This window comes from Veillonella atypica KON, from assembly GCF_002959915.1.
GTDB lineage: Bacteria > Bacillota > Negativicutes > Veillonellales > Veillonellaceae > Veillonella > Veillonella atypica.
In genome coordinates, this window is record NZ_PPDE01000003.1 from 42,725 (window position 1) to 61,354 (window position 18,630).

15 protein-coding genes and 1 pseudogene are annotated in these 18,630 nt (G+C 40.2%); 13 read left to right on the forward strand and 3 right to left on the reverse strand.

Annotated features, from left to right (window positions below):
* Nucleotides 1-122 precede the first annotated feature (122 nt).
* The 3 genes and pseudogenes from VAHSUH02_RS01170 to VAHSUH02_RS09765 form a co-directional block, all read left to right on the forward strand.
* The gene (locus tag VAHSUH02_RS01170; protein ID WP_038148971.1) at nt 123-1,676 is read left to right on the forward strand and encodes a nitrite/sulfite reductase; all 1,554 of its coding nucleotides are present in this window, start codon (nt 123-125) and stop codon (nt 1,674-1,676) included.
* Nucleotides 1,677-2,367: 691 nt separating this feature from the next.
* Nucleotides 2,368-2,643, forward strand: a complete 276-nt coding sequence (locus VAHSUH02_RS09760) for a DUF362 domain-containing protein (RefSeq protein ID WP_005384141.1) — start codon at nt 2,368-2,370, stop codon at nt 2,641-2,643.
* 12 nt (nt 2,644-2,655) lie between these two features.
* Nucleotides 2,656-3,183 (forward strand): annotated as a pseudogene (locus VAHSUH02_RS09765) (nitroreductase family protein); the annotation flags it as partial.
* A gap of 66 nt (nt 3,184-3,249) precedes the next feature.
* Here the strand turns inward: VAHSUH02_RS09765 and VAHSUH02_RS01180 are convergent.
* The gene (locus tag VAHSUH02_RS01180; protein ID WP_009660678.1) at nt 3,250-4,068 is read right to left on the reverse strand and encodes a MetQ/NlpA family ABC transporter substrate-binding protein; all 819 of its coding nucleotides are present in this window, start codon (nt 4,066-4,068) and stop codon (nt 3,250-3,252) included.
* Nucleotides 4,069-4,321: 253 nt separating this feature from the next.
* Between VAHSUH02_RS01180 and VAHSUH02_RS01185 the strand changes: the two genes are divergently transcribed.
* From VAHSUH02_RS01185 to VAHSUH02_RS01195, 3 genes are all read left to right on the forward strand, one after another.
* Complete coding sequence (locus VAHSUH02_RS01185) at nt 4,322-5,488, forward strand: iron-containing alcohol dehydrogenase (RefSeq protein ID WP_005384136.1); 1,167 nt, start codon at nt 4,322-4,324, stop codon at nt 5,486-5,488.
* 137 nt (nt 5,489-5,625) lie between these two features.
* Entirely contained in the window at nt 5,626-6,342 is a 717-nt protein-coding gene (locus VAHSUH02_RS01190; protein WP_050777371.1) for an AzlC family ABC transporter permease, read from the forward strand.
* On the forward strand, nt 6,335-6,658 hold the full coding sequence (locus VAHSUH02_RS01195; protein ID WP_005375776.1) for a branched-chain amino acid transporter permease: 324 nt from the start codon (nt 6,335-6,337) through the stop codon (nt 6,656-6,658). The genes VAHSUH02_RS01190 and VAHSUH02_RS01195 overlap by 8 nt, the downstream gene beginning before the upstream one ends.
* 262 nt (nt 6,659-6,920) lie before the next feature.
* Here the strand turns inward: VAHSUH02_RS01195 and VAHSUH02_RS01200 are convergent, their stop codons facing one another.
* Entirely contained in the window at nt 6,921-7,772 is an 852-nt protein-coding gene (locus VAHSUH02_RS01200) for an aldo/keto reductase (protein WP_005384133.1), read from the reverse strand.
* A gap of 168 nt (nt 7,773-7,940) precedes the next feature.
* Between VAHSUH02_RS01200 and VAHSUH02_RS01205 the strand changes: the two genes are divergently transcribed.
* The 5 genes from VAHSUH02_RS01205 (at nt 7,941) to VAHSUH02_RS01225 (ending at nt 13,055) form a co-directional block, all read left to right on the forward strand.
* Nucleotides 7,941-9,065, forward strand: a complete 1,125-nt coding sequence (locus VAHSUH02_RS01205; RefSeq protein WP_005375740.1) for an efflux RND transporter periplasmic adaptor subunit — start codon at nt 7,941-7,943, stop codon at nt 9,063-9,065.
* 30 nt (nt 9,066-9,095) lie between these two features.
* Nucleotides 9,096-10,040, forward strand: a complete 945-nt coding sequence (locus VAHSUH02_RS01210; RefSeq protein ID WP_005375748.1) for a DUF2156 domain-containing protein — start codon at nt 9,096-9,098, stop codon at nt 10,038-10,040.
* Between the two features lie 143 nt (nt 10,041-10,183).
* Nucleotides 10,184-11,377 (forward strand): GNAT family N-acetyltransferase, encoded by a 1,194-nt coding sequence (locus VAHSUH02_RS01215; protein ID WP_005384130.1) that lies wholly within the window; start codon nt 10,184-10,186, stop codon nt 11,375-11,377.
* Between the two features lies 1 nt (nt 11,378).
* Nucleotides 11,379-12,266 carry an RluA family pseudouridine synthase gene (locus tag VAHSUH02_RS01220; protein ID WP_038148970.1) on the forward strand — a complete coding sequence of 296 codons (888 nt, stop codon included), beginning with the start codon at nt 11,379-11,381 and terminating at the stop codon, nt 12,264-12,266.
* A gap of 426 nt (nt 12,267-12,692) precedes the next feature.
* Nucleotides 12,693-13,055, forward strand: a complete 363-nt coding sequence (locus VAHSUH02_RS01225) for a hypothetical protein (RefSeq protein WP_005375251.1) — start codon at nt 12,693-12,695, stop codon at nt 13,053-13,055.
* Nucleotides 13,056-13,237: 182 nt separating this feature from the next.
* On the opposite strand, the gene bioB is transcribed toward VAHSUH02_RS01225, so the two are convergent.
* Nucleotides 13,238-14,263, reverse strand: a complete 1,026-nt coding sequence (bioB, locus tag VAHSUH02_RS01230) for a biotin synthase BioB (RefSeq protein WP_005375253.1) — start codon at nt 14,261-14,263, stop codon at nt 13,238-13,240.
* Nucleotides 14,264-14,447: 184 nt separating this feature from the next.
* Between bioB and VAHSUH02_RS01235 the strand changes: the two genes are divergently transcribed.
* Nucleotides 14,448-15,713: a metallophosphoesterase family protein gene (locus VAHSUH02_RS01235; protein WP_005384124.1), complete on the forward strand. Its 1,266-nt coding sequence runs from the start codon at nt 14,448-14,450 to the stop codon at nt 15,711-15,713.
* On the forward strand, nt 15,703-18,558 hold the full coding sequence (locus VAHSUH02_RS01240; protein ID WP_005384116.1) for an ATP-binding protein: 2,856 nt from the start codon (nt 15,703-15,705) through the stop codon (nt 18,556-18,558). The genes VAHSUH02_RS01235 and VAHSUH02_RS01240 overlap by 11 nt, the downstream gene beginning before the upstream one ends.
* The last annotated feature ends 72 nt before the right edge of the window (nt 18,559-18,630 follow it).

Below are 18,630 nucleotides of genomic sequence, written 5' to 3' on the forward strand. Positions count from 1 at the left end.
AATACAAATATTTATATATATAATTGTGACTATGGATACGTTTTCAAGTATTACATAAGCGTATAATGTACATATAAAAGTTTCTATATATGCTTAATAAATATAAGCCAAGAGGTAGTACTATGATTACAGAAGAAGTAAAAGAACGTTTAATTGCAGATTATCCAAAGTTTGAAGATATGACACGCAAGTTTTATAAGAAAGAGATGTCTATTGCGGACTATAAGGGCCAGTCCGGCGCATATGGTAGCTACGCCGAACGTGGTGCTGCTACGGGCATGAGCCGTTGGCGTTTTAATTGTGGTCGCATCAAACAAGAACAAATGCGGTTCTTAGCAGATACTATCCGCAAGTACAATCTTACACATATTCATTTCACAACTGGTCAATGCTTACAAATGCATGGACTCGATGGGGAAACTATTTTACAGCTCTTCAAGGAATGTTATGAACATGGCATTTATAATCGCGGTGCAGGCGGCGATAATCCAAATGTAGTAGCCAGTATCTTACGCGGCATTGATCCTCGCGAGACCTTTGACATTTCACCATATGCGGCAGCCATTAGCGAATTTCTTATGGAGCAAATGTTTTATATCAAGATTCCCCGTAAATTTAAGATGGGTATCGATAATGGATTTGATAGCACACCACATGCTACCTTTAAGGATCTGGGATTCAATTTAACAAAACATCATACCTTTGATGTATATGCGTGTGGTGGTATTGGTCCTAATCCTCGCATCGGTATTCCCGTAGCTCGTGATGTGCAACCTGAGGATGTTTTATATCATGTGAAAGCTATGCTCATGGTATTTGCAAACCATGGTAACTTTAAAAATCGCGGCAAAGCACGTACCCGTTATATGCCTGCAGAAATGGGGGGCGCGGAAGCTTTCATCAAAACCTATGAAGAAACATTGGCAATGGTGAAAGAGGTTGAAAAATTGACCATTAATCCTGCAGATTATGCTTATGAAATTACGAAGACGGGCAAGCGCGATGATTCGGTAGAAAATCATCGTATTCATCGTCAAAAACAAGAAGGTCTGTACTTTGTAGAATACCACCCAATTGGTGGCGATGCGAACGTTGAACATATATTGGCGGCCCTTGATTATGCTGTTACATTAGACCAAGTGGAGGCTCGCATTGCACCGGATGAAGCCTTGTTTTTCATCAATTTGACCGCTGACGAAGCTAGAAAAATTGCGGAATTAACAGATGATAGCGCACGCGATGATTTTCGTCGTTCCGTATCCTGTGTGGGCTCTACAGTTTGTCAAATCGGAATGCAAGATTCTAATGGTTTGCTAAAGGCTGTCTTTGATCATCTTGAAGAAAAAGGTATTGATACGAAAAAATTGCCGCGAGTACATATTTCTGGTTGCCCACATTCTTGTGGGACTCATCAAATTGGGGAAATTGGATTTCACGGTGCTGTAAAACTCGTAGATAAGAAACCACAACCTGCTTTCATCATCGTAGATGATGGTTCAGAACATATGGGTTCTGAAAGTTTTGGTAAAATGGCTGGGAATATTGTAGCTGCAAAAATTCCAGCATTTATGGAGGCGTTAGCCAATATACTTAATGAGGCACCAGAAGCGGATTTTGGTTCTTGGCGATTGACTCATAAGACTCAATATATGGAACTTGTAAAAGCATTTGAGTAAATATGCTTTCCGCTTGTGATAGGGCCCCAGCAATTGAGCAGATATTATGTCGTTTGCTATGAGGCCCCGTTTCACTACGACAACTTAATTAAAAATAAAACTAGGTATCTCCTTGCTCCGTCCTTCGTAAAGTCGCTGCAGAAATACCTAGTTTTATTTTTATAACACCTGCTATGAATTAGTCCCATAGCAATCGACTATTTTCTCTATATATTGCTGGCTCCCTATCACAAGCTACATTTGATCTTTACTCAATATGCTTTTATGTGATGGGGAAAGGGAGAGACTAGCCTTCGGCTAGTCCTTCCCCTACGGTGGGCATGGCATCACTACTCTAAAGCCTAGCCGCAGGCTAGCTTCTTCCAGATGGAGGGCGTGGCGCCATTAGTTTAAAGCTTTTTTATATAAATCAATCGGGTTATCTAGGTGTTATGTGTTTAAAGTGTGTAGTTCTATTTTGATGGGACGCCTTTATAAATATGGTTATAAAAAAGTACGAATATACTTGTGCAGCGACTTTGCGAAGGACGGAGCAAGCAAGTATATTCGTACTTTTTTAACTAGGTTGTAGAAATGAAATGGGGCCCCATCAAAATAGGGAGAATAACCTTGAAAAGCATATGTTGCCTAGATAACCCTTGATTGATTGTGTTATAATAGGCTTTATAGTAGTGTTTGGAGGATTTATCAGATGTTATTTACCGTCAATACAGAAGTCTGTACACGATGCGGCCTTTGCGTAGCTGACTGTCCGACAGGCTTGCTAGTGATGTCCGAGAATGGGCCTGTGACTGGCAAGGGAGGTTGTATCTCCTGTGGGCATTGTATTTCCGTATGCCCAACGCTTGCTCTTGATAGTGATATGACACCACGTAAAGAGCAAATCGATATCACAAAAGAACAAAAATTAACGCCAGAGCAAGCTGAGTTATTCTTGCGCAGCCGTCGCTCTATTCGTAATTATTAAAATAAACCAGTTCCTGCTGAATTGATTCGCAAGGTATTGAATGTGGCTCGTATGGCGCCAACTGCGACAAATACGCAAGGAATTTCATATATCGTGATTCGGGATAAACAAAAATTACGCCGCATTGCAGATCTCGTTCTTGAGTGGATGCATTTAGCGGCAAAAACTGTGCCGATTATGCGTCTTTATGCTCGTGCAGCACAAGCTGAAGTGGATAAGGGTAAGGAATACATCTTGCGCGATGCGCCTGCGTTAGTAGTGGCTATCGGTTCTAAAAAGGATATTCATCGTACTCACGATAGTGGTCATTCTTGCTTGTCTTATGCAGAGTTGTATGCACCAACATTAGGATTAGGTACTTGTTGGGCAGGCTTCTTTGAACATGCTGGGGAAGCAGAATATGAACCATTATTGGACCTATTAGGTGTACCTGAGGATAAAATCATTGCTGGTGGTATCTTGATGGGCTATCCAAAGGTTCGTTACCGCAATATTGTGGAACGCCAACCATTGGATGTTACATTCGATACTGAAGAATAAACGTGATTGATACTGAAGAATAAAATAAAAGCGATACTCTAAAAAAAGTTAGAGTATCGCTTTTTGTTAGTTTGCAGAGGTAATGCTACCTTTGAAAGTATCGTTGATGAATTGTTTGATTGCATCAGATTTGTAGATGTCTGCAATTTTTTTGTATGTTTCGTTATCTTTGTCTTGGCTACGTACAGCAAGTATCATAACAGCTAAAGGTTCGTCTTTAGGTTCTAAGAAGAAACCTTGTTTTTCTACGTTAAGGCCTGCGCTTTGAACATAGTTCATAGGAATTGCTGCCACAACAACATCATCTAAGCTGCGTGGCAATTGAGCTGCTTCAAGCTCTTGGATTTGAAGGTTTTTAGGATTAGATGTAATATCTGCTACTGTTGCTTTAAAGCCAACGCCCTCTTTCAATGTAATGAGGCCCGCTTTAGCAAGTAATGCAAGACCGCGACCGCCGTTTGTTGGATCGTTAGGAATCGCTACGATAGCGCCGTTTGGTACATCTTGTGCACTATGTACAGAGTTACTATACAATCCCATAGGCATTAAAATCGTTTTGCCAATAGCTACAAGGTCGGAACCATTTTGTTTGTTAAAGTTTTCCATAAATGGAACGTGTTGGTATGCGTTGAGTTGGATATCTCCATCAGCCAATGCTTTGTCTGGTGTTACATAATCGGAGAATTCCACAACCTTAAGGTCGATACCTTGCTTTTGAGCCTCTTTTGCTACAGCTTCTGCTACTTGAGCGTGAGGACCAGCAGTAGCACCAATTTTAATTTCCTTTGGTGTCTGACTAGATTGATTTGTATTTGTGCCACAGCCTGCGATGGCGAATGCTAAAACGCCAACGAGAAGCGGGGCAATAAATTTCTTTAATTTCATGTGAACATCCCTTTCTATATACATATAATGGATATATCCTATCATGTAAATGGGGTTTTGTATATAGATAAAAATATAAGGGTTGGATATAGATTAAAACTATGGCTCCTACGATGATTGTAAAGTAGAGTTATTAAGTAATTGAAAGTAGCGTTATCTAGATATATCTAAAAAAATCGAAATATGATATAATACAGATAAGTTTTATACAATTAAAGCGGTGGAATACAAATATAATACTTAGGAGGTCCCTATGTTTAACTTTGATTTTTATAACCCTACACATATCGTATTTGGTAAAGATCGTTTAGGTGAATTAGATACATTGGTACCAAAGGATGCAAAGGTGCTCATTACTTACGGCGGTGGATCTGCTGTGCGCAGTGGTCTGATTGATCGTATTGTGAAAGCCCTTGGCAACCGCAAGGTAGAGCAATTCGGCGGTATTGAGCCAAACCCATCCCTTGAAACGTGTGAACGTGCAGTAGCTTTCATTAAAGAACATGGCGTAGATTTCGTTCTCGCTGTAGGCGGCGGTTCTGTAGTAGACGCTACAAAACTTATCGTTATGGGCGCTACTTATGATGGTCCTGTCGTTGAAGTTATGAAAGCTGGTGTACCAGAGGTTCCAGTGGAAATGGTGCCAAATCCATTACCATTTGGTACAGTTATGACTCTACCTGCCACAGGTTCTGAAATGAACAATGGTGCCGTTATTACTTATGGTGATGGTAAATATCCTGTGTTCAGTAGCTTAGTATTCCCTAAGTTCTCCATGCTTGATCCAATATTGACTTTCACATTGCCTGAAAAACAAGTTAAGAACGGCGTAATCGATACCTTCGTGCATACCACAGAGCAATATTTAACATATCCTGTAGAGGGCCGTATTCAAGATCGTTTCAGCGAAGGCATTTTGAAAACTATGATTGAAATCGGCAAAGAAACGGTAGAAAATCCAGAAAACTACGATATTCGTGCTAATCACGTGTGGGCTTCTACCTTGGCATTAAATGGCTTGATTGGTGCCGGCGTGCCACAAGACTGGGCCACACATCTTATTGGTCATGAGTTAACTGCGGCGTACCATCTTGACCATGGGATTACATTAGCTATCGTATTGCCTGCATTGTTAGAAGTGAAAAAAGCAGACAAGCTTGAAAAATTGGCACAATATGCTACACGTGTATGGCATATCACAGAAGGTACAACAGAAGAAAAAGCAGATAAGGCTATCGCTAAAACGCGCGAATTCTTCGAGTCCCTTGGTGTATCTACGCATTTGAAAGATTATGGTCTAGGCGAAGACGCAGTTGATAAAATTGTGAAACAATTAGAAGGTCATGGTATGACACAACTTGGTGAAAACGGTGATATTACACCAGAAGTGGCTCGCGAAATTTTAACGCGTGCCTTATAATTAGTAGAATAGTGTATATATTAGAAAAGACACCTGGTAGGTGTCTTTTCTTTGTACATTGTATGGAGAATATGATGGTATTATATACATTTTATGAATATCATAATCTAGTGTAAATGAAAGAAGGCGATATATTAATGGAACAATTACATAAAGGGCGTCAAGCTTTTAGTTATGCTTTTCCTATTATGATTCCTATGGGCATAAGCTTCTTTTTCATAGGCTTAGGATTTGGTTTATATGCTACGAGCCAAGGGTTCCCTTGGTGGACACCACCTGTTTTGGCAGCAACCATTTTTGCAGGATCCATGGAGTTTGTAACGATAGGTATGTTGATGGCTGGATTTGATCCTATTAATGCCTTTGTTTTAACCATGTTCGTTAATGGTCGTCATTTTTTCTACGGTTTATCTGCGCTACAACGATATGTTCATATGGGTTGGAAGTGGTTTCCTACCGTTGCTTGGATGTGTGATGAAAGCTTTGCTATCAACATGTCTACAAGATTACCGGATGATGTGGATAAAAAATGGTTTTACTTCCACGTGTCTTGGCTTAACTATGTGTTCTGGGTATTTAGTACCTTTGTAGGTGGTCTATTTGGTAATCTATTGACTTCTGTAGATTTACGAGGTATTGATTTCGTGTTACAAGGGCTATTTATTGTGGTATTTCTTGAAATGCTACTTAATGCAAAGAATAATAAGATTCGAGCCTTTGGTGTAGCAGGTGCAGCTATAGCGGTAGCCATGCTCTTATTGGTGGGGAAATCTCTCTTTATGCTTCTATCTATGAGCTGTATGCTCGTAGTTTGCTATCTTGCGTACAAATGGGGAGGTGTGCGCCTTGACTAATATAGAAATGGTTATGACCATTGCTATCGTAGTAGCAGGTACATTATTGACTCGCTTTGGAGCGTTCCTCATATTCCCACCTGGGAAAAAGGCGCCAGATTTTGTACTCTTTTTAGGCAAAGCATTACCTGCTGCCGTTATGGGTATGCTCGTCGTATATACCTTTAAGGAAACCGTCGTTTTAGCATACCCATATGGTATCCCTGAATTGATAGCATTACTGGTTACAGTAGGATTACATCTATGGAAACGGAACATGCTCGTATCCATTGCCGTAGGTACTATAGTGTATATGCTTATCGTACAAAATATTTAATATTTCTCTAAATCAAAGAGCGTTTTTGGAAAAGTTCTCTATTGTCTGTTGCTTGAAAGAATTTTAAAATGATATGACACAGATTTTGAATTGCTTCTTTAGAAGAATTTGCTGATGGTGTGATGAAGAAATCCCCCTTTCGTCAAACGACTTTGGCCCTGCGGAGCCCGCAGGGCGGAGTCAGACCTGGCCGGTGGAGGCTTGACGGAAGGGGGATTTCTTTACAATGCAATAAATGATTTCTTAGAAGCAATTCAGCAAGTTATTTTAGTTTTAAAATTCTTTCAAGCCCCGCAGCAGTATGATGATTTTCCAAAAACGCTCTTTGATCAAGTAGCTCCATGAGATCCATATCTGTAATGGATAATTTGAAGTCAAAGACGTCAAAGTTAGACTTCATATGCTCTAAGCTTGTTGCCTTTGGCAATGGAATGATGCCTCGTTGGATGTGCCAACGTAAAATAATTTGGTGCTTACTAACGCCGTACTTTTCAGCCAAGCTCTTGATGATAGGATGGTCCAATACAGGTTGGCGATCACGAGTAAATGGAGACCACGCCATACCTACTACTTGATGCTTACGCATTAATTGTAATAAGGATTTACGTTGGTTGAATGGGTGGCATTCGATTTGGTTTACCACAGGTTTTACATTGCAGTGGTACAGCAAGTCGATTAAGCGGTCTTCGTAGAAATTAGACAGACCCAACCCGCGTAGCACGTTTTGGTCGTATAACTCCTCCATGGCGCGCCAAGAGCCGTAGTAATCACCTATTGGTTGGTGAATAAGCATGATATCTATATAATTAGTATTTAACTTCTTTAGAGAACTTTCAACAGCACGCATCGTAGCATCGTAACCGGCATTGGTATACCAAATTTTAGTGGTTACAATGATGTCGGACCGATTAATACCAGATGCACTCATGCCCTTGCCGACGGCTTCTTCGTTATCATAATAAGCTGCCGTATCGAGTAAACGGTATCCAGCCTGTAAGGCATTCGTTACAGCTTGCTCCGTTTCCTCCGACGTTCCTGTTTTGTAGGTGCCAAATCCGATGGATGGCACAAAGCTACCATTATTTAAAATTCTAAAATCCATACGTTCTTCCATGAGAAACCTCCATATGTATACTTGTTCAGGAATATTATATCAGATATTATTTCTGACTAGTAATATCTAATCATATAGGGAATTAGCTTTCATACAATTCTTATTGATTTTGTGATATACTAAGGTATTGATAAAAATCAATACAATGGATAGAGATAAGGTGAAAGTATGAACAAATTTCGACTTGGTGCTGTAATGGCACTATTGGTCATTGTTGTATGTGCGATTGCAGGTTGTGGTACATCTACGGTATCCGTTGCCGATGTTACTTATAAAGATATGCCGTTACAAATTCATAATGAAGCGAATGTAACAGCTCTTAATAAGTCCACTATTACGCCCGCTGTATCAGGTGCGGCTACGTATGCTGTGAAGGTAGGCGATAAGGTAACACAAGGTCAAGTGGTGGCGACGATTGATACGTCGGCATTGCAACAACAATTAGCGTCCTTACAAGGTCAGCTTAGTGCGGCCCAATCCTATACGCCTGCTGTTGAAACAACGACGACAACGACGGCGCCTACGGTTAGCAGTGCTCAGCTTGAAAGTGCTCGCCAAATGCGCGAGGCTGGTAATATTACAGAAAAGGAATATAATCGTATTCTAGAACGGTCTCGACCTCAAACTGTGACAACCACAACTGGTGGTGGCGGTGGTGGCAACGGTGCTAGTGTTGCTGCTATTGAGGCACAAATTGCTCAGGTGTCCGCACAAATAGCTGCCGCTAATATTACGGCTCCTATAGCTGGTGTGGTGACTGCTATTTACAATGAAGATCGTCAAATGGCGATTGCAGATCGTCCATTTATGTTGATACAACAAGAGACGCCTATGGTAGCATCCTTGAGTATTCCTCGTGATGCGGCTATGAAATTAGCTAGCCCAGAGGCAAAATCAAGTATTAAAGTGTCTTTGCATGTCGGTGATTCAGATATTCCAGGTGAGTTGACCTATATAGATACAAACCAGCCTGAAAATGTACCAAGTGTACTAGTTAAGGCTACTTTCAACAACGAAAAAGGAGCTATTAAGGCTGGTGAATTTTATAGTTTGACCATCGAATCTAGTGCTCAAGCTAAGATGCTCGTTGTTCCTGCTGCGGCAGTACGTGAAAATCAAGATGGTAAATATGTATATGTATTAACCGCTGATAATACGGTAGACGTACGTGTCGTTGAAGTAGGGGATGAACAAGATGGGTATGTGTCCATCATGACAGGCCTCAATGAAGGCGAACAAGTTATTACAACCAAGGGAACCTTTGAACTAGGTGAAAAGGTGAAGGTTCAATAAATATCTTATGAGTAGCTAGAAACTAGCACCATGAATGTTAAAAAGGAGGAGATTATTATTTTAGAATTTAAACGTTTTGAATTAAGAGATAAACCATTAATCGATAAATATTTTGAACAACATCATTACGAAGCGTCGGATAATTGCTTTACTACATTGTATATGTGGCAAGAAGCCTATGGCATTCGTTGGGCTGAAGAAAATGGCGTATTGTACATCCAAGGTGGTGGTAAGCGCGATCCATTCCTATTACCTCCATTTGCTGGTAAGGATGCGAAGTTCCTCGATGGTTTATTGCGTGCAAAAGAATGGTTTGTAGAAAATAAATTACCATTCATTTTCAAAGGTGTTAGCAAGGTTGTGAAAGAACGGATGGAGGAACTATGCCCAGGCCGTTACGTATTCACACCTGACCGTGATAACTACGAATATATTTATAAGTCTGAAGATCTTATCAATTTGTCCGGTAAGAAATTCCGTCAAAAGAAAAATCACTTGAATCAATTCCGTATGCAATATTCCAACTATGAATATGTGCCAATTACAGAAGACATCATTCCATTGTGCCGTGAGACAGCAGCGTCTTGGGTGGAAACTCATCACGAAGAAGGTATTGAAGATGAATTAGTGGCGATTAATTTACTCTTTGATCATTGGGATGTCTTAGGCTTAAAAGGCGGCGCTATTAAGTTGTTTGGTCGCGTAGAGGCTTTCAGTATCGGCGAATTAATGAATGATAGAATGGCTTTAATTCACATTGAAAAAGCCAATCCGGATATTCGCGGTTTGTATCAAGCAATTAATAATGAATTCATCCGCCATGAATTTAGCAATGTAGAGTTTATCAATCGTGAAGAAGATATGGGTTTGCCTGGTCTTCGTCAAGCGAAGGAATCTTATAATCCTGATCATTTTGCAGAAAAATATGATGCTGTATATGCTAATGAAGCAGATAATGCAACGGGCGGTAAATAATTAGGTCAATTTAATAACGAATATGAGAGTGGTACTGTATGGTGCCACTCTTTTCCGTTATAATAAAGGGTAGAGTGTGTGAAGTACATTCTACTACATGAAATATATAGCTCTAGAGCTATTTAGGATAGAAAGGAAATCGTATGGATTTTAGAATTGCTACATCACAAGATACCCCTCAAGTTGAAGCGCTATGGGCGTATTGCTTTGAACCAAAAGAAGATCCCTTCTTTCAATATTATTTTTCTAACTGTTATGAACCGGAGAATACTGTCGTAGGTATCCAAGAAGGTCAATTGCTCTCCACTGTTCATTTACGTCAATACAACATCAATGTGCGCGGCGCTATCTTGCCTACTAGCTACATGGTTGGTGTTGCCACTCATCCAGCCGCACGTCGTGGCGGCGTAGGTGGTGCATTATTGTTGCACTCCTTAGAAGAATTGCGCCGTCGTGGTCAAGGCATTACCATTTTAATGCCTTCTAAAGCGGGATTTTATCAACAATATGGCTGGGATTTGTACGCTCATCAATGGGTACAGACCATGCCATTAGAGAGTTTGCGTCCTTTGACGGATAAAACCTTATCCTTTGGATTGCTAAATGATGTAGAGCAATGGACATTGCTTGCTCCTGTTTACAAAGCCTATACAAAGGACTTGTGCGGCTATGCAGAGCGCGGCGAGAAGGAGTGGAGACGTCTATTAGGCAGTTTCTTTGCTGAAGGTGTGAATATTGCGGTCGTAAAAAATGATGAAGGTCAAATCGAGGGCTACGCTGTCTATCGTTTGGGGGCCCCTGAAATTCCAGTTACAGAATTTGTATACACAACACGTCGTGCTCAACGTGGTTTGCTTAATTATTTTTATAACCATCGTTCTCAAGGTGAAAGCATTCGCTGGAATGAAGGATTGCATGATACGGGTTATAGATTTGTTCCTGATGGAAAAACAGGTCATACAACGATGCCGTATATGATGGCGCGTATCGTAGACGTAGAAACAGCGTTGACTACGGTACCTGTTAATCTAGAAGCCGTTATGATGCCAATTACCTTAAACATTAAGGTTACCGATACATTATGCGATTGGAATCATGGCGTATTTGCCCTTAGCCTAGGTGAAAGCACTTTACCTAACGTAAAACGCGTTTCTGCTGAATCTGTGGATGAAATCGATATCACCATAGACATTGGCGGTCTAACAGTCCTGTTGATGGGGGCTGTATCAGCTAAAGATCTTGTGTTTGAAGGTAAATTACAAGGCGAATCTCATTGGATTGATTATCTAGATATGGTATATCCTAAACAAAATACATATATCAATGAATGGTGGTAATATGAGCTGGAGAACATATACAGTAAAAGAAGAGGTAGATACAACAGTATCTGCTTATGTAAAAGAGCGATTTTCTTTATCCTCTCGAAATGTGCAGATGATATTTCGTAAGAAACGGGTGAAGGTCAATAGCCGCGTTGCTCATTCCAAGCGTATGCTAAGAAAAGGGGATGTTATTACTATTGAGTTACCACAAGATAAGGGTTATGGTGTAGAGGTTGAAAAAGGACCTATAGAGGTTCTCTATGAGGATGAACACACACTTGTGGTGTATAAGTCTCCATTTATGCTGGTTCATCCAGCAGGTCAAACGAAATATCATACATTGAGTAATCTGGTGGCTGGCTATTATGCTAAACGCGGCGAAGTTCATAAAATTCGGCCTGTTCATCGCTTGGATCGAGATACAACAGGTGTTATTATGTTTGGCAAAACCCGTGAGGCAGAACAATATTACACTAAACAGCTACAAGAAGGTCGAATTCACCGTGTCTATCGCGGTCTCGTAGAAGGAAAGATTACATCTGATGGTGTGGTGAATGAACCTATCGGTGTGGATCCGGTATTTGATAATCGCCGTTGTGTTGATGAATTTGGTCAAGATGCTGTAACCGAATATCATGTGATTGAATATGATGATGTACAATCGTTGTTAGAGTTTACATTGCTAACCGGACGAACTCATCAAATTCGCGTTCATATGGCTCATATTGGTCACCCTATCATTGGCGATGCCATGTATGGTATGCGGAAAAAACCGTATACGAGACAGGCCTTACATGCCTATTCGTTGACATTTATACCATATGGACAATCTGAACTGGTGACTGTTATCGCACCTGTACCATCTGATTTAGGTCGTGAACTACAAACTAAAAAGCTGCCCTAGGGCAGCTTTTTGCATAAGTGTATAGGTTTAGCAACGAAAAAAGGACTCCTGATGGAGTCCTTTTTCATGTAAGGGGAGTGTTAGTATTAACATCAAATGACCTATGTATTTAAACAAGTAGTAGGTTTGGGGTTAGTATTACTTGTCGGGAGATAAATACATTAAGTAATCAGGGAATATTTACTTATAATTATCATTTGATGTAGTAATTATAAGTAAATACCATGAAGGTAAAATGAACTTCTAAAAAATATTTTATGAAATTTAGATGAAATGTAAAATTCGTTTATTAAATGTTGATAAATGCCATACTTCTTGATATGATAATAGAGGAGGATAATATCTTCTCTTTATTTTTTTTAAAAATATTTAAAAAAATCGTTCTAGTTATAAGACTTTTGTTGTTGGGTTAGAAAGGGGGCCACTATGAAGTTGCTTATAGCTTTGATGGCCTTTTTTTGCCTCATAACATATTCGAATACGGCACAAGCGACTGATTGGTACTATGTAAGTCCTGATGACAAAGGTAATCAACTCTTTATAGATAATGATAGTGTTCAAAAAAGCGATTATGATGCTGTTCTTTGGCTAAAGGTTAATGAACCAGGTGGCGATGAACTTCGCTATAAGGTATATATTAGCCGTTATAATCGGACCATGGAAATTCTAGAAGTAGATGCGTATATGCCAAACGGCACTCAATATGATAATGTTGATTATGATAAAGATCCTGAACCGATTGAAGGCAATACGAATGGTCAAGCCATCTATAGATTGTTATGGCAATAAATAGCTTGAATTTAATATTTTAGATATAAATTTAAAAAATTAAATATAAAAATACCTAGCTAGACAGCAACTAGCTAGGTATTTTTTATGTGTAAATGTATTGTAAACACGCAGAGGTGCTACAGTCTTTGTAGATAGGTAAAATTTAAGATATCCACTAGTGATTGGTAACAACCGTTAGTTTATAGCTGAGCGGCTGTACGGGTTAATTCCAAATCATTAATCATTTGTAAATCGTCTTGCGGGGATCTACCGCCGGTTGTTAAGTAACCGCCTACCATGATGCCGTTAAGACCACCTTTTAGTGCGTACGATTGTAAATCGCGTAGATTTACTTCTCGACCGCCTGCGGTGCGAATTAATGCATGAGGTAAAATGAAACGGAATACAGCGAAGGTACGTAAAATTTCCATCGGTTTTAACGCTTTGTTATGTTCGAATGGAGTACCCTTGATCGGATTTAATATGTTTAATGGTATGGAATCAATGTTGAGGCGTTTAAGTTCAAACGCCATTTCTACGCGTTGTTCTAGCGTTTCGTTTAGACCTAAGATACCGCCAGAGCAAACGCGAATGCCAGCTTTTTTGGCATTTTCTATGGTAGACATCTTGTCCTCATAGGAATGTGTGGAGCAGATGTCAGGGAAATGACTTGGTGCAGTTTCGATATTGGAATGATAGCGAGTAACACCAACTTCTTTTAATTGAAGAGCTTGTTCATAGGTTAACAAACCAAGGGAACAACAAATTTCTAAACCAATTTTTTCGCGGATTTCTTTTAATACGCGTAAGATTTGGTTGAATTCATTAGGGTTGGAAGTGTTGCGACCGCTTGTAACAATAGAGAAACGAATAGCACCAGCTTCTTTTGCTTTTCTAGCAGCCTCTAAAATCGATTCATCATCCATAAATGGATATTCTTGAACGCCTGTATTGTGGTGTGCCGACTGTGCACAGAATTTACAGTTTTCAGGACATTTACCAGAACGAGCATTTACAATCGCGCAAATGTCGACGGAATTATCGTTGAAATGTTGTTTTATTTTATCTGCCATAGCCAATAGAATCATGGTATCTTCATCGGATGTATGGATTAAATCGATGGCTTCCTCTTTAGTGATTTCCCCACCATGTAATATACGATTGGCAATAGTTAATATTTTTTCATAAGAACCCACCTGGGTTTGTTGCTCTACTGGAAGTGCCATTATAGCCTCCTTGTTATTGTTAACTTATAAAAACGAATATATTTACAATGTAATTGTAGTATTCTTGTATACTAATTGTCAACTGTATAAATTAATTAGTTTACAATATGATATCTTACATATTATATAGAAATATATAGTATAATTAGATATTAGTATTCTATAAGTTAGGAAAGGAGACAATATGCAACCCTTTCGTTTTATACATTGTGGAGACCTTCATTTAGGGGCTCCTTTTCAATATGCTATGGGGATGAGTCGGCATGTAGATCGTGCTGTCGCAGAAGCAACTTATGAAGCTTTCAATAATATCATTGAAATCGCTGTGCGCGAACGCGTTAATGCAGTTGTGATTAGCGGTGATGTTTATAATAGTGAAGATCATAATTTAGAGGCTCAGGTCCGATTTGTGCGTGCTATGTATCGCTTGTGGGAGGCGCATATTCCCGTATATATGGTGCAAGGTAATCATGATCCTGCTGAAAGCTGGCGCGCTGGCTTATCAATGCCTGATAATGTACATGTGTTTTCGGATACACAGGTACAACGATTTCCGTTGATGGTTAATAATATTGAAGTTGGTGGTGTTTACGGCATCAGTTGTGGCCATGGCAATGAACAATCTAATTTTGCTGCACAATATAAAGCCTTTGAACGAGATGAGTTTTCCCTTGCTGTCATGCATGGAACGGTTGGATCTAGTGTGGGCAGTGAACATCATGATGTAACAGGGCCCTGTAATTTGACGGATATCATGCAAGGCGCTATGGACTATTGGGCACTAGGTCATATCCATAAATCACAGGTGATTTCAGAAGACCCTATGGTCGTATATGCGGGCAATCCTCAAGGATTACATCGCAAGGAATCTGGCGCTAAAGGATGCTATATGGTCAACGTATCACATAATGGACATTGTGAACTAGAATTTATTGAGACCAGTGCCATTCGTTTTGAAGATATAAAGATCGATATTGCAGGCATACAAACTGAACGTGAGTTATTAGATTTGTTGAGCCATAAAAAGCAGTCCTTACGTAAAAAATATAATAAGAATACATTGGTATCGGTCCATTTAGTAGGAACTGGTCCAATTCATCGCTTATGCGTGGATGAGTCCGTTCGAAAATTATGGCTACGGGAGACGCAGGCAGAGGAAAAGAGTAAATCTATTTTTGTTATGCCATACCGCATGATTGCTAAAACGCGTCCTACTGTTAATTTGGCAGAGCGCCGTTTATTGTCCGACATGGTAGGCGATTATCTACGTGCCTATGATGAAACCGTTACTGATATTGAGGCCGTACGTCAAATCTTGGTCGATCGTCCTGAGTCTAAACGACTTGGCAGTTATTTAGATTTATTATCAGACGATGTATTGAAACGAGTTATGGAACGCAGTGAAATGGAAGGGGTTACGGTGTTAATGGGGGTAAACGATGAACATTAAACAGATTCGACTCGACTCATTTGGGCCGTATGAAAACTGGACATTTACATCCGGTCCTAACGGTGTACAGCTTGTATATGGCGCTAATGAAAGTGGGAAAACCTCCTTATTAGAAGGTATGCGTTCTCTTTTATTTGGCGGTAAACATAAAAAATATGGTTATGTAAGTGGATCTCTTGAGCTCGACAAAGAGGGGACGGCTTATCATTTAGGCCGACAAAACAAGAATTTAGATTTTTATTCTCCTGGTGAGCCTAGCATAAAGGTCGAGCCGAATCAATTGTGGTGGCATGGGCTCGATAAAAAAACGTATAACCGCATATTCGGCCTTACGTTAGAGGACCTTCAAGGCGTAGATATACTCAATGAAGTAGATGTACGAGCTAGATTCTTTGGCGCCGAAGGGGGCGAGCAACTCGGTGGTGTAGTAAAAAGCATTGAAACCAATGCTAATGACTTACTGGTTGCGTCTGCATCAGGCAAACGCCGCATCAATGTTTTGATAGATCAATTACAAGAAAATAAGGCTCGTTTATCCGCACTGGGTGAACATGAAACGCAATATGTAGAATTACAACAAGCGTTGAAGGCTTCCGAGGATACAGAAGCAGAAATTCAGAATCAAATCAAAGAATGGCAAGATTATCGTGAAGGCGTAGAGATGGTGCTTCGTGCATGGGATACATATCGACGTAGCGAAGAGGCGCGTCGTCGTATGCAACAGTTTACATCTCCTGATACACTAGATCGCGATGCGTTTTTAAGTATCGATGAGGGCCTTCGTGAAGCTCGTCAGAATATGCAACTTTGGCTTGATAAAGAAGAAGCACTAAAACCGGAAAATTTTGATCCTAATAGTCCATTTACTACCTATGGCCAAGATATAGAGGATTTGATTCAACAAGGTGCGAAGTGGGAACAATTGCGCCGTGAGTGTGAAGAAGGCGAAGCCTACATTGCTAAGGTTAAAGAGCAACTTGATTTCTCGAGAGGGTTACAATCTTCATGGCGCAAGGATGAATCGGTGCCAACTGATGTGAATTGGTTTGAAGGGGAACGTTTATCCAAACGATTGCGTACCGCAAAGGACCAATTATTATATTGGCAAAGCCAAGCACCATCCTTGCAAAAAGAACCAAAAATAAGTGAAGATAGTTCATCTGTTGACACTGGTGAAAATAGCCCTGTTAACACCTGGGCTCAGCAAGAGTTGCAGGCTGTTATGACTGATATTGCAGATCTAGAGTCTCGACTTGGAGAACATGGTTCCATACGTATGGCCACGATGCCGATTTGGTTGCAACGTATTGGGGGGATTGGAGCCGTCGTTGGTGTATTGATGTCTCTGGCAGGACTTATTGCACTGGAATCTGTACTATATAGCATCGGTGGTATTATTCTATTAATACTTGGACTGGGATTGTTCTGGTATGGATGGCGCCTTCGCCATGTAGATGATTCCGATGTAGCTCGGTTGATGCGTGAACTAGAACGCTTACAGCAACGTAAGTCGTATTTGGAAACACAATTGGATGCACCTTTACCTGTGGCGTCAGATGTACCGAACTTGGAAACGGCAGCTATTGAGCAACGTTACAATGATGAAGGTAAACAATTACAGGCTAATTATGAAAAAGCCTTGGCTGAATGGCAAGCATGGATTCCTGAAGGGGCTGCCAAGAGTCTCGATGAAGATGATTTCTTTAGTATGAAGCATGAATATGACCAGTACTCTGAACAATTGCGGACCATTGAAGGATACGAGAAACGCTTAGATGAACATAAGGAATCTTTGCGCCTTATAGAGGACCAAGCTGTTACCTTATGGTATAACCTTGGTGTTGAAGCCCCTGTGTCTCCTACTGAGCTAAAACGTATTTATAACCAATATAAAAACTTTCAACAACAAATGATTCGTTGGGAACAAAAAGAATCACAGCGTAAGAGCTACCGTATGGAGTATGATAATTGGCATCGCAAGGAAAAAGAGCTTTTACTAGAACAAAAAGCATTGCTTGAAAAAAGCGGATTATCCGGGGCCAATGAATATCGTCAAAAACTCATTGATGAAGATCAATTTAAGCAATGGGAAACGATTTACAAACAAAGCCAAGTACAGCTTGATTTGTTAACTCCAGATGGTGAAAATAAAGATTTATTCTATCGCCGCTTGCGTGAGGGGAATAAAGAGAATTGGACTGATGAATTAGCCCATGCAGATCAAGAGCTGAATGCGCGCAAGGATGCGATGGCTAACCTCTATGAGAAACGAGGCCAAATCGTGGAAGCTATGCGTGCATTGGGTTCAGATCAGGAGCAACGGGAAGCCATTCAACAACGACAAGAGTTAGAATCTGAATTGGAATCTGCCTTGGAAGATTGGGCCACTCAAGTTGTCATCGCTCATTGTATGGAACGAGCGCAACAATCATACGAAGAAGAGTCACAACCAAAGATGTTAGAATTAGCATCTCAGTATATTAAACGTTTAACGAATGGTGCTTATACATTTGATATGTGGGGATTGCAAGACGGTTTAGCCCTTTTGAATGAACGGGGTGAACGATTACCGATTTATCATTGGTCTAGTGGTTTAGCGGATCAGGTGTATCTCGCGCTGCGTTTGGCACTAGCAAAGGTCTTTTCGTACCAAGTGGATGCATTGCCAATCATATTAGATGATATCCTAGTCCGATTTGATGAAGATCGCCAAAAGAGTGCACTTGAGTTGTTAGCTGAACTTGGTGAACATCAACAAATTTGGTTGTTTACATGTCAGCAACAAGTGTATTACATGGGTCAAGCTATTGCTGGTATAGATACGCATATATTACAACGTGCATAAATTTCTATCCCTAAAAATATAGATAATAAGTGGCTTTGCATATTCATCACTTTTGGGGTACACTTTTAATAT

Excerpts from the sequence above, each read along its gene's own strand:
- VAHSUH02_RS01170 (WP_038148971.1), top strand. The coding sequence starts at position 123 with ATGATTACAGAAGAAGTAAAAGAACGTTTAATTGCAGATTATCCAAAG.
- VAHSUH02_RS09760 (WP_005384141.1), top strand. The coding sequence starts at position 2,368 with ATGTTATTTACCGTCAATACAGAAGTCTGTACACGATGCGGCCTTTGC.
- VAHSUH02_RS01180 (WP_009660678.1), bottom strand. The coding sequence starts at position 4,068 with ATGAAATTAAAGAAATTTATTGCCCCGCTTCTCGTTGGCGTTTTAGCA.
- VAHSUH02_RS01185 (WP_005384136.1), top strand. The coding sequence starts at position 4,322 with ATGTTTAACTTTGATTTTTATAACCCTACACATATCGTATTTGGTAAA.
- VAHSUH02_RS01190 (WP_050777371.1), top strand. The coding sequence starts at position 5,626 with ATGGAACAATTACATAAAGGGCGTCAAGCTTTTAGTTATGCTTTTCCT.
- VAHSUH02_RS01200 (WP_005384133.1), bottom strand. The coding sequence starts at position 7,772 with ATGGAAGAACGTATGGATTTTAGAATTTTAAATAATGGTAGCTTTGTG.
- VAHSUH02_RS01205 (WP_005375740.1), top strand. The coding sequence starts at position 7,941 with ATGAACAAATTTCGACTTGGTGCTGTAATGGCACTATTGGTCATTGTT.
- VAHSUH02_RS01210 (WP_005375748.1), top strand. The coding sequence starts at position 9,096 with ATGAATGTTAAAAAGGAGGAGATTATTATTTTAGAATTTAAACGTTTT.
- VAHSUH02_RS01215 (WP_005384130.1), top strand. The coding sequence starts at position 10,184 with ATGGATTTTAGAATTGCTACATCACAAGATACCCCTCAAGTTGAAGCG.
- VAHSUH02_RS01220 (WP_038148970.1), top strand. The coding sequence starts at position 11,379 with ATGAGCTGGAGAACATATACAGTAAAAGAAGAGGTAGATACAACAGTA.
- VAHSUH02_RS01225 (WP_005375251.1), top strand. The coding sequence starts at position 12,693 with ATGAAGTTGCTTATAGCTTTGATGGCCTTTTTTTGCCTCATAACATAT.
- bioB (WP_005375253.1), bottom strand. The coding sequence starts at position 14,263 with ATGGCACTTCCAGTAGAGCAACAAACCCAGGTGGGTTCTTATGAAAAA.
- VAHSUH02_RS01235 (WP_005384124.1), top strand. The coding sequence starts at position 14,448 with ATGCAACCCTTTCGTTTTATACATTGTGGAGACCTTCATTTAGGGGCT.
- VAHSUH02_RS01240 (WP_005384116.1), top strand. The coding sequence starts at position 15,703 with ATGAACATTAAACAGATTCGACTCGACTCATTTGGGCCGTATGAAAAC.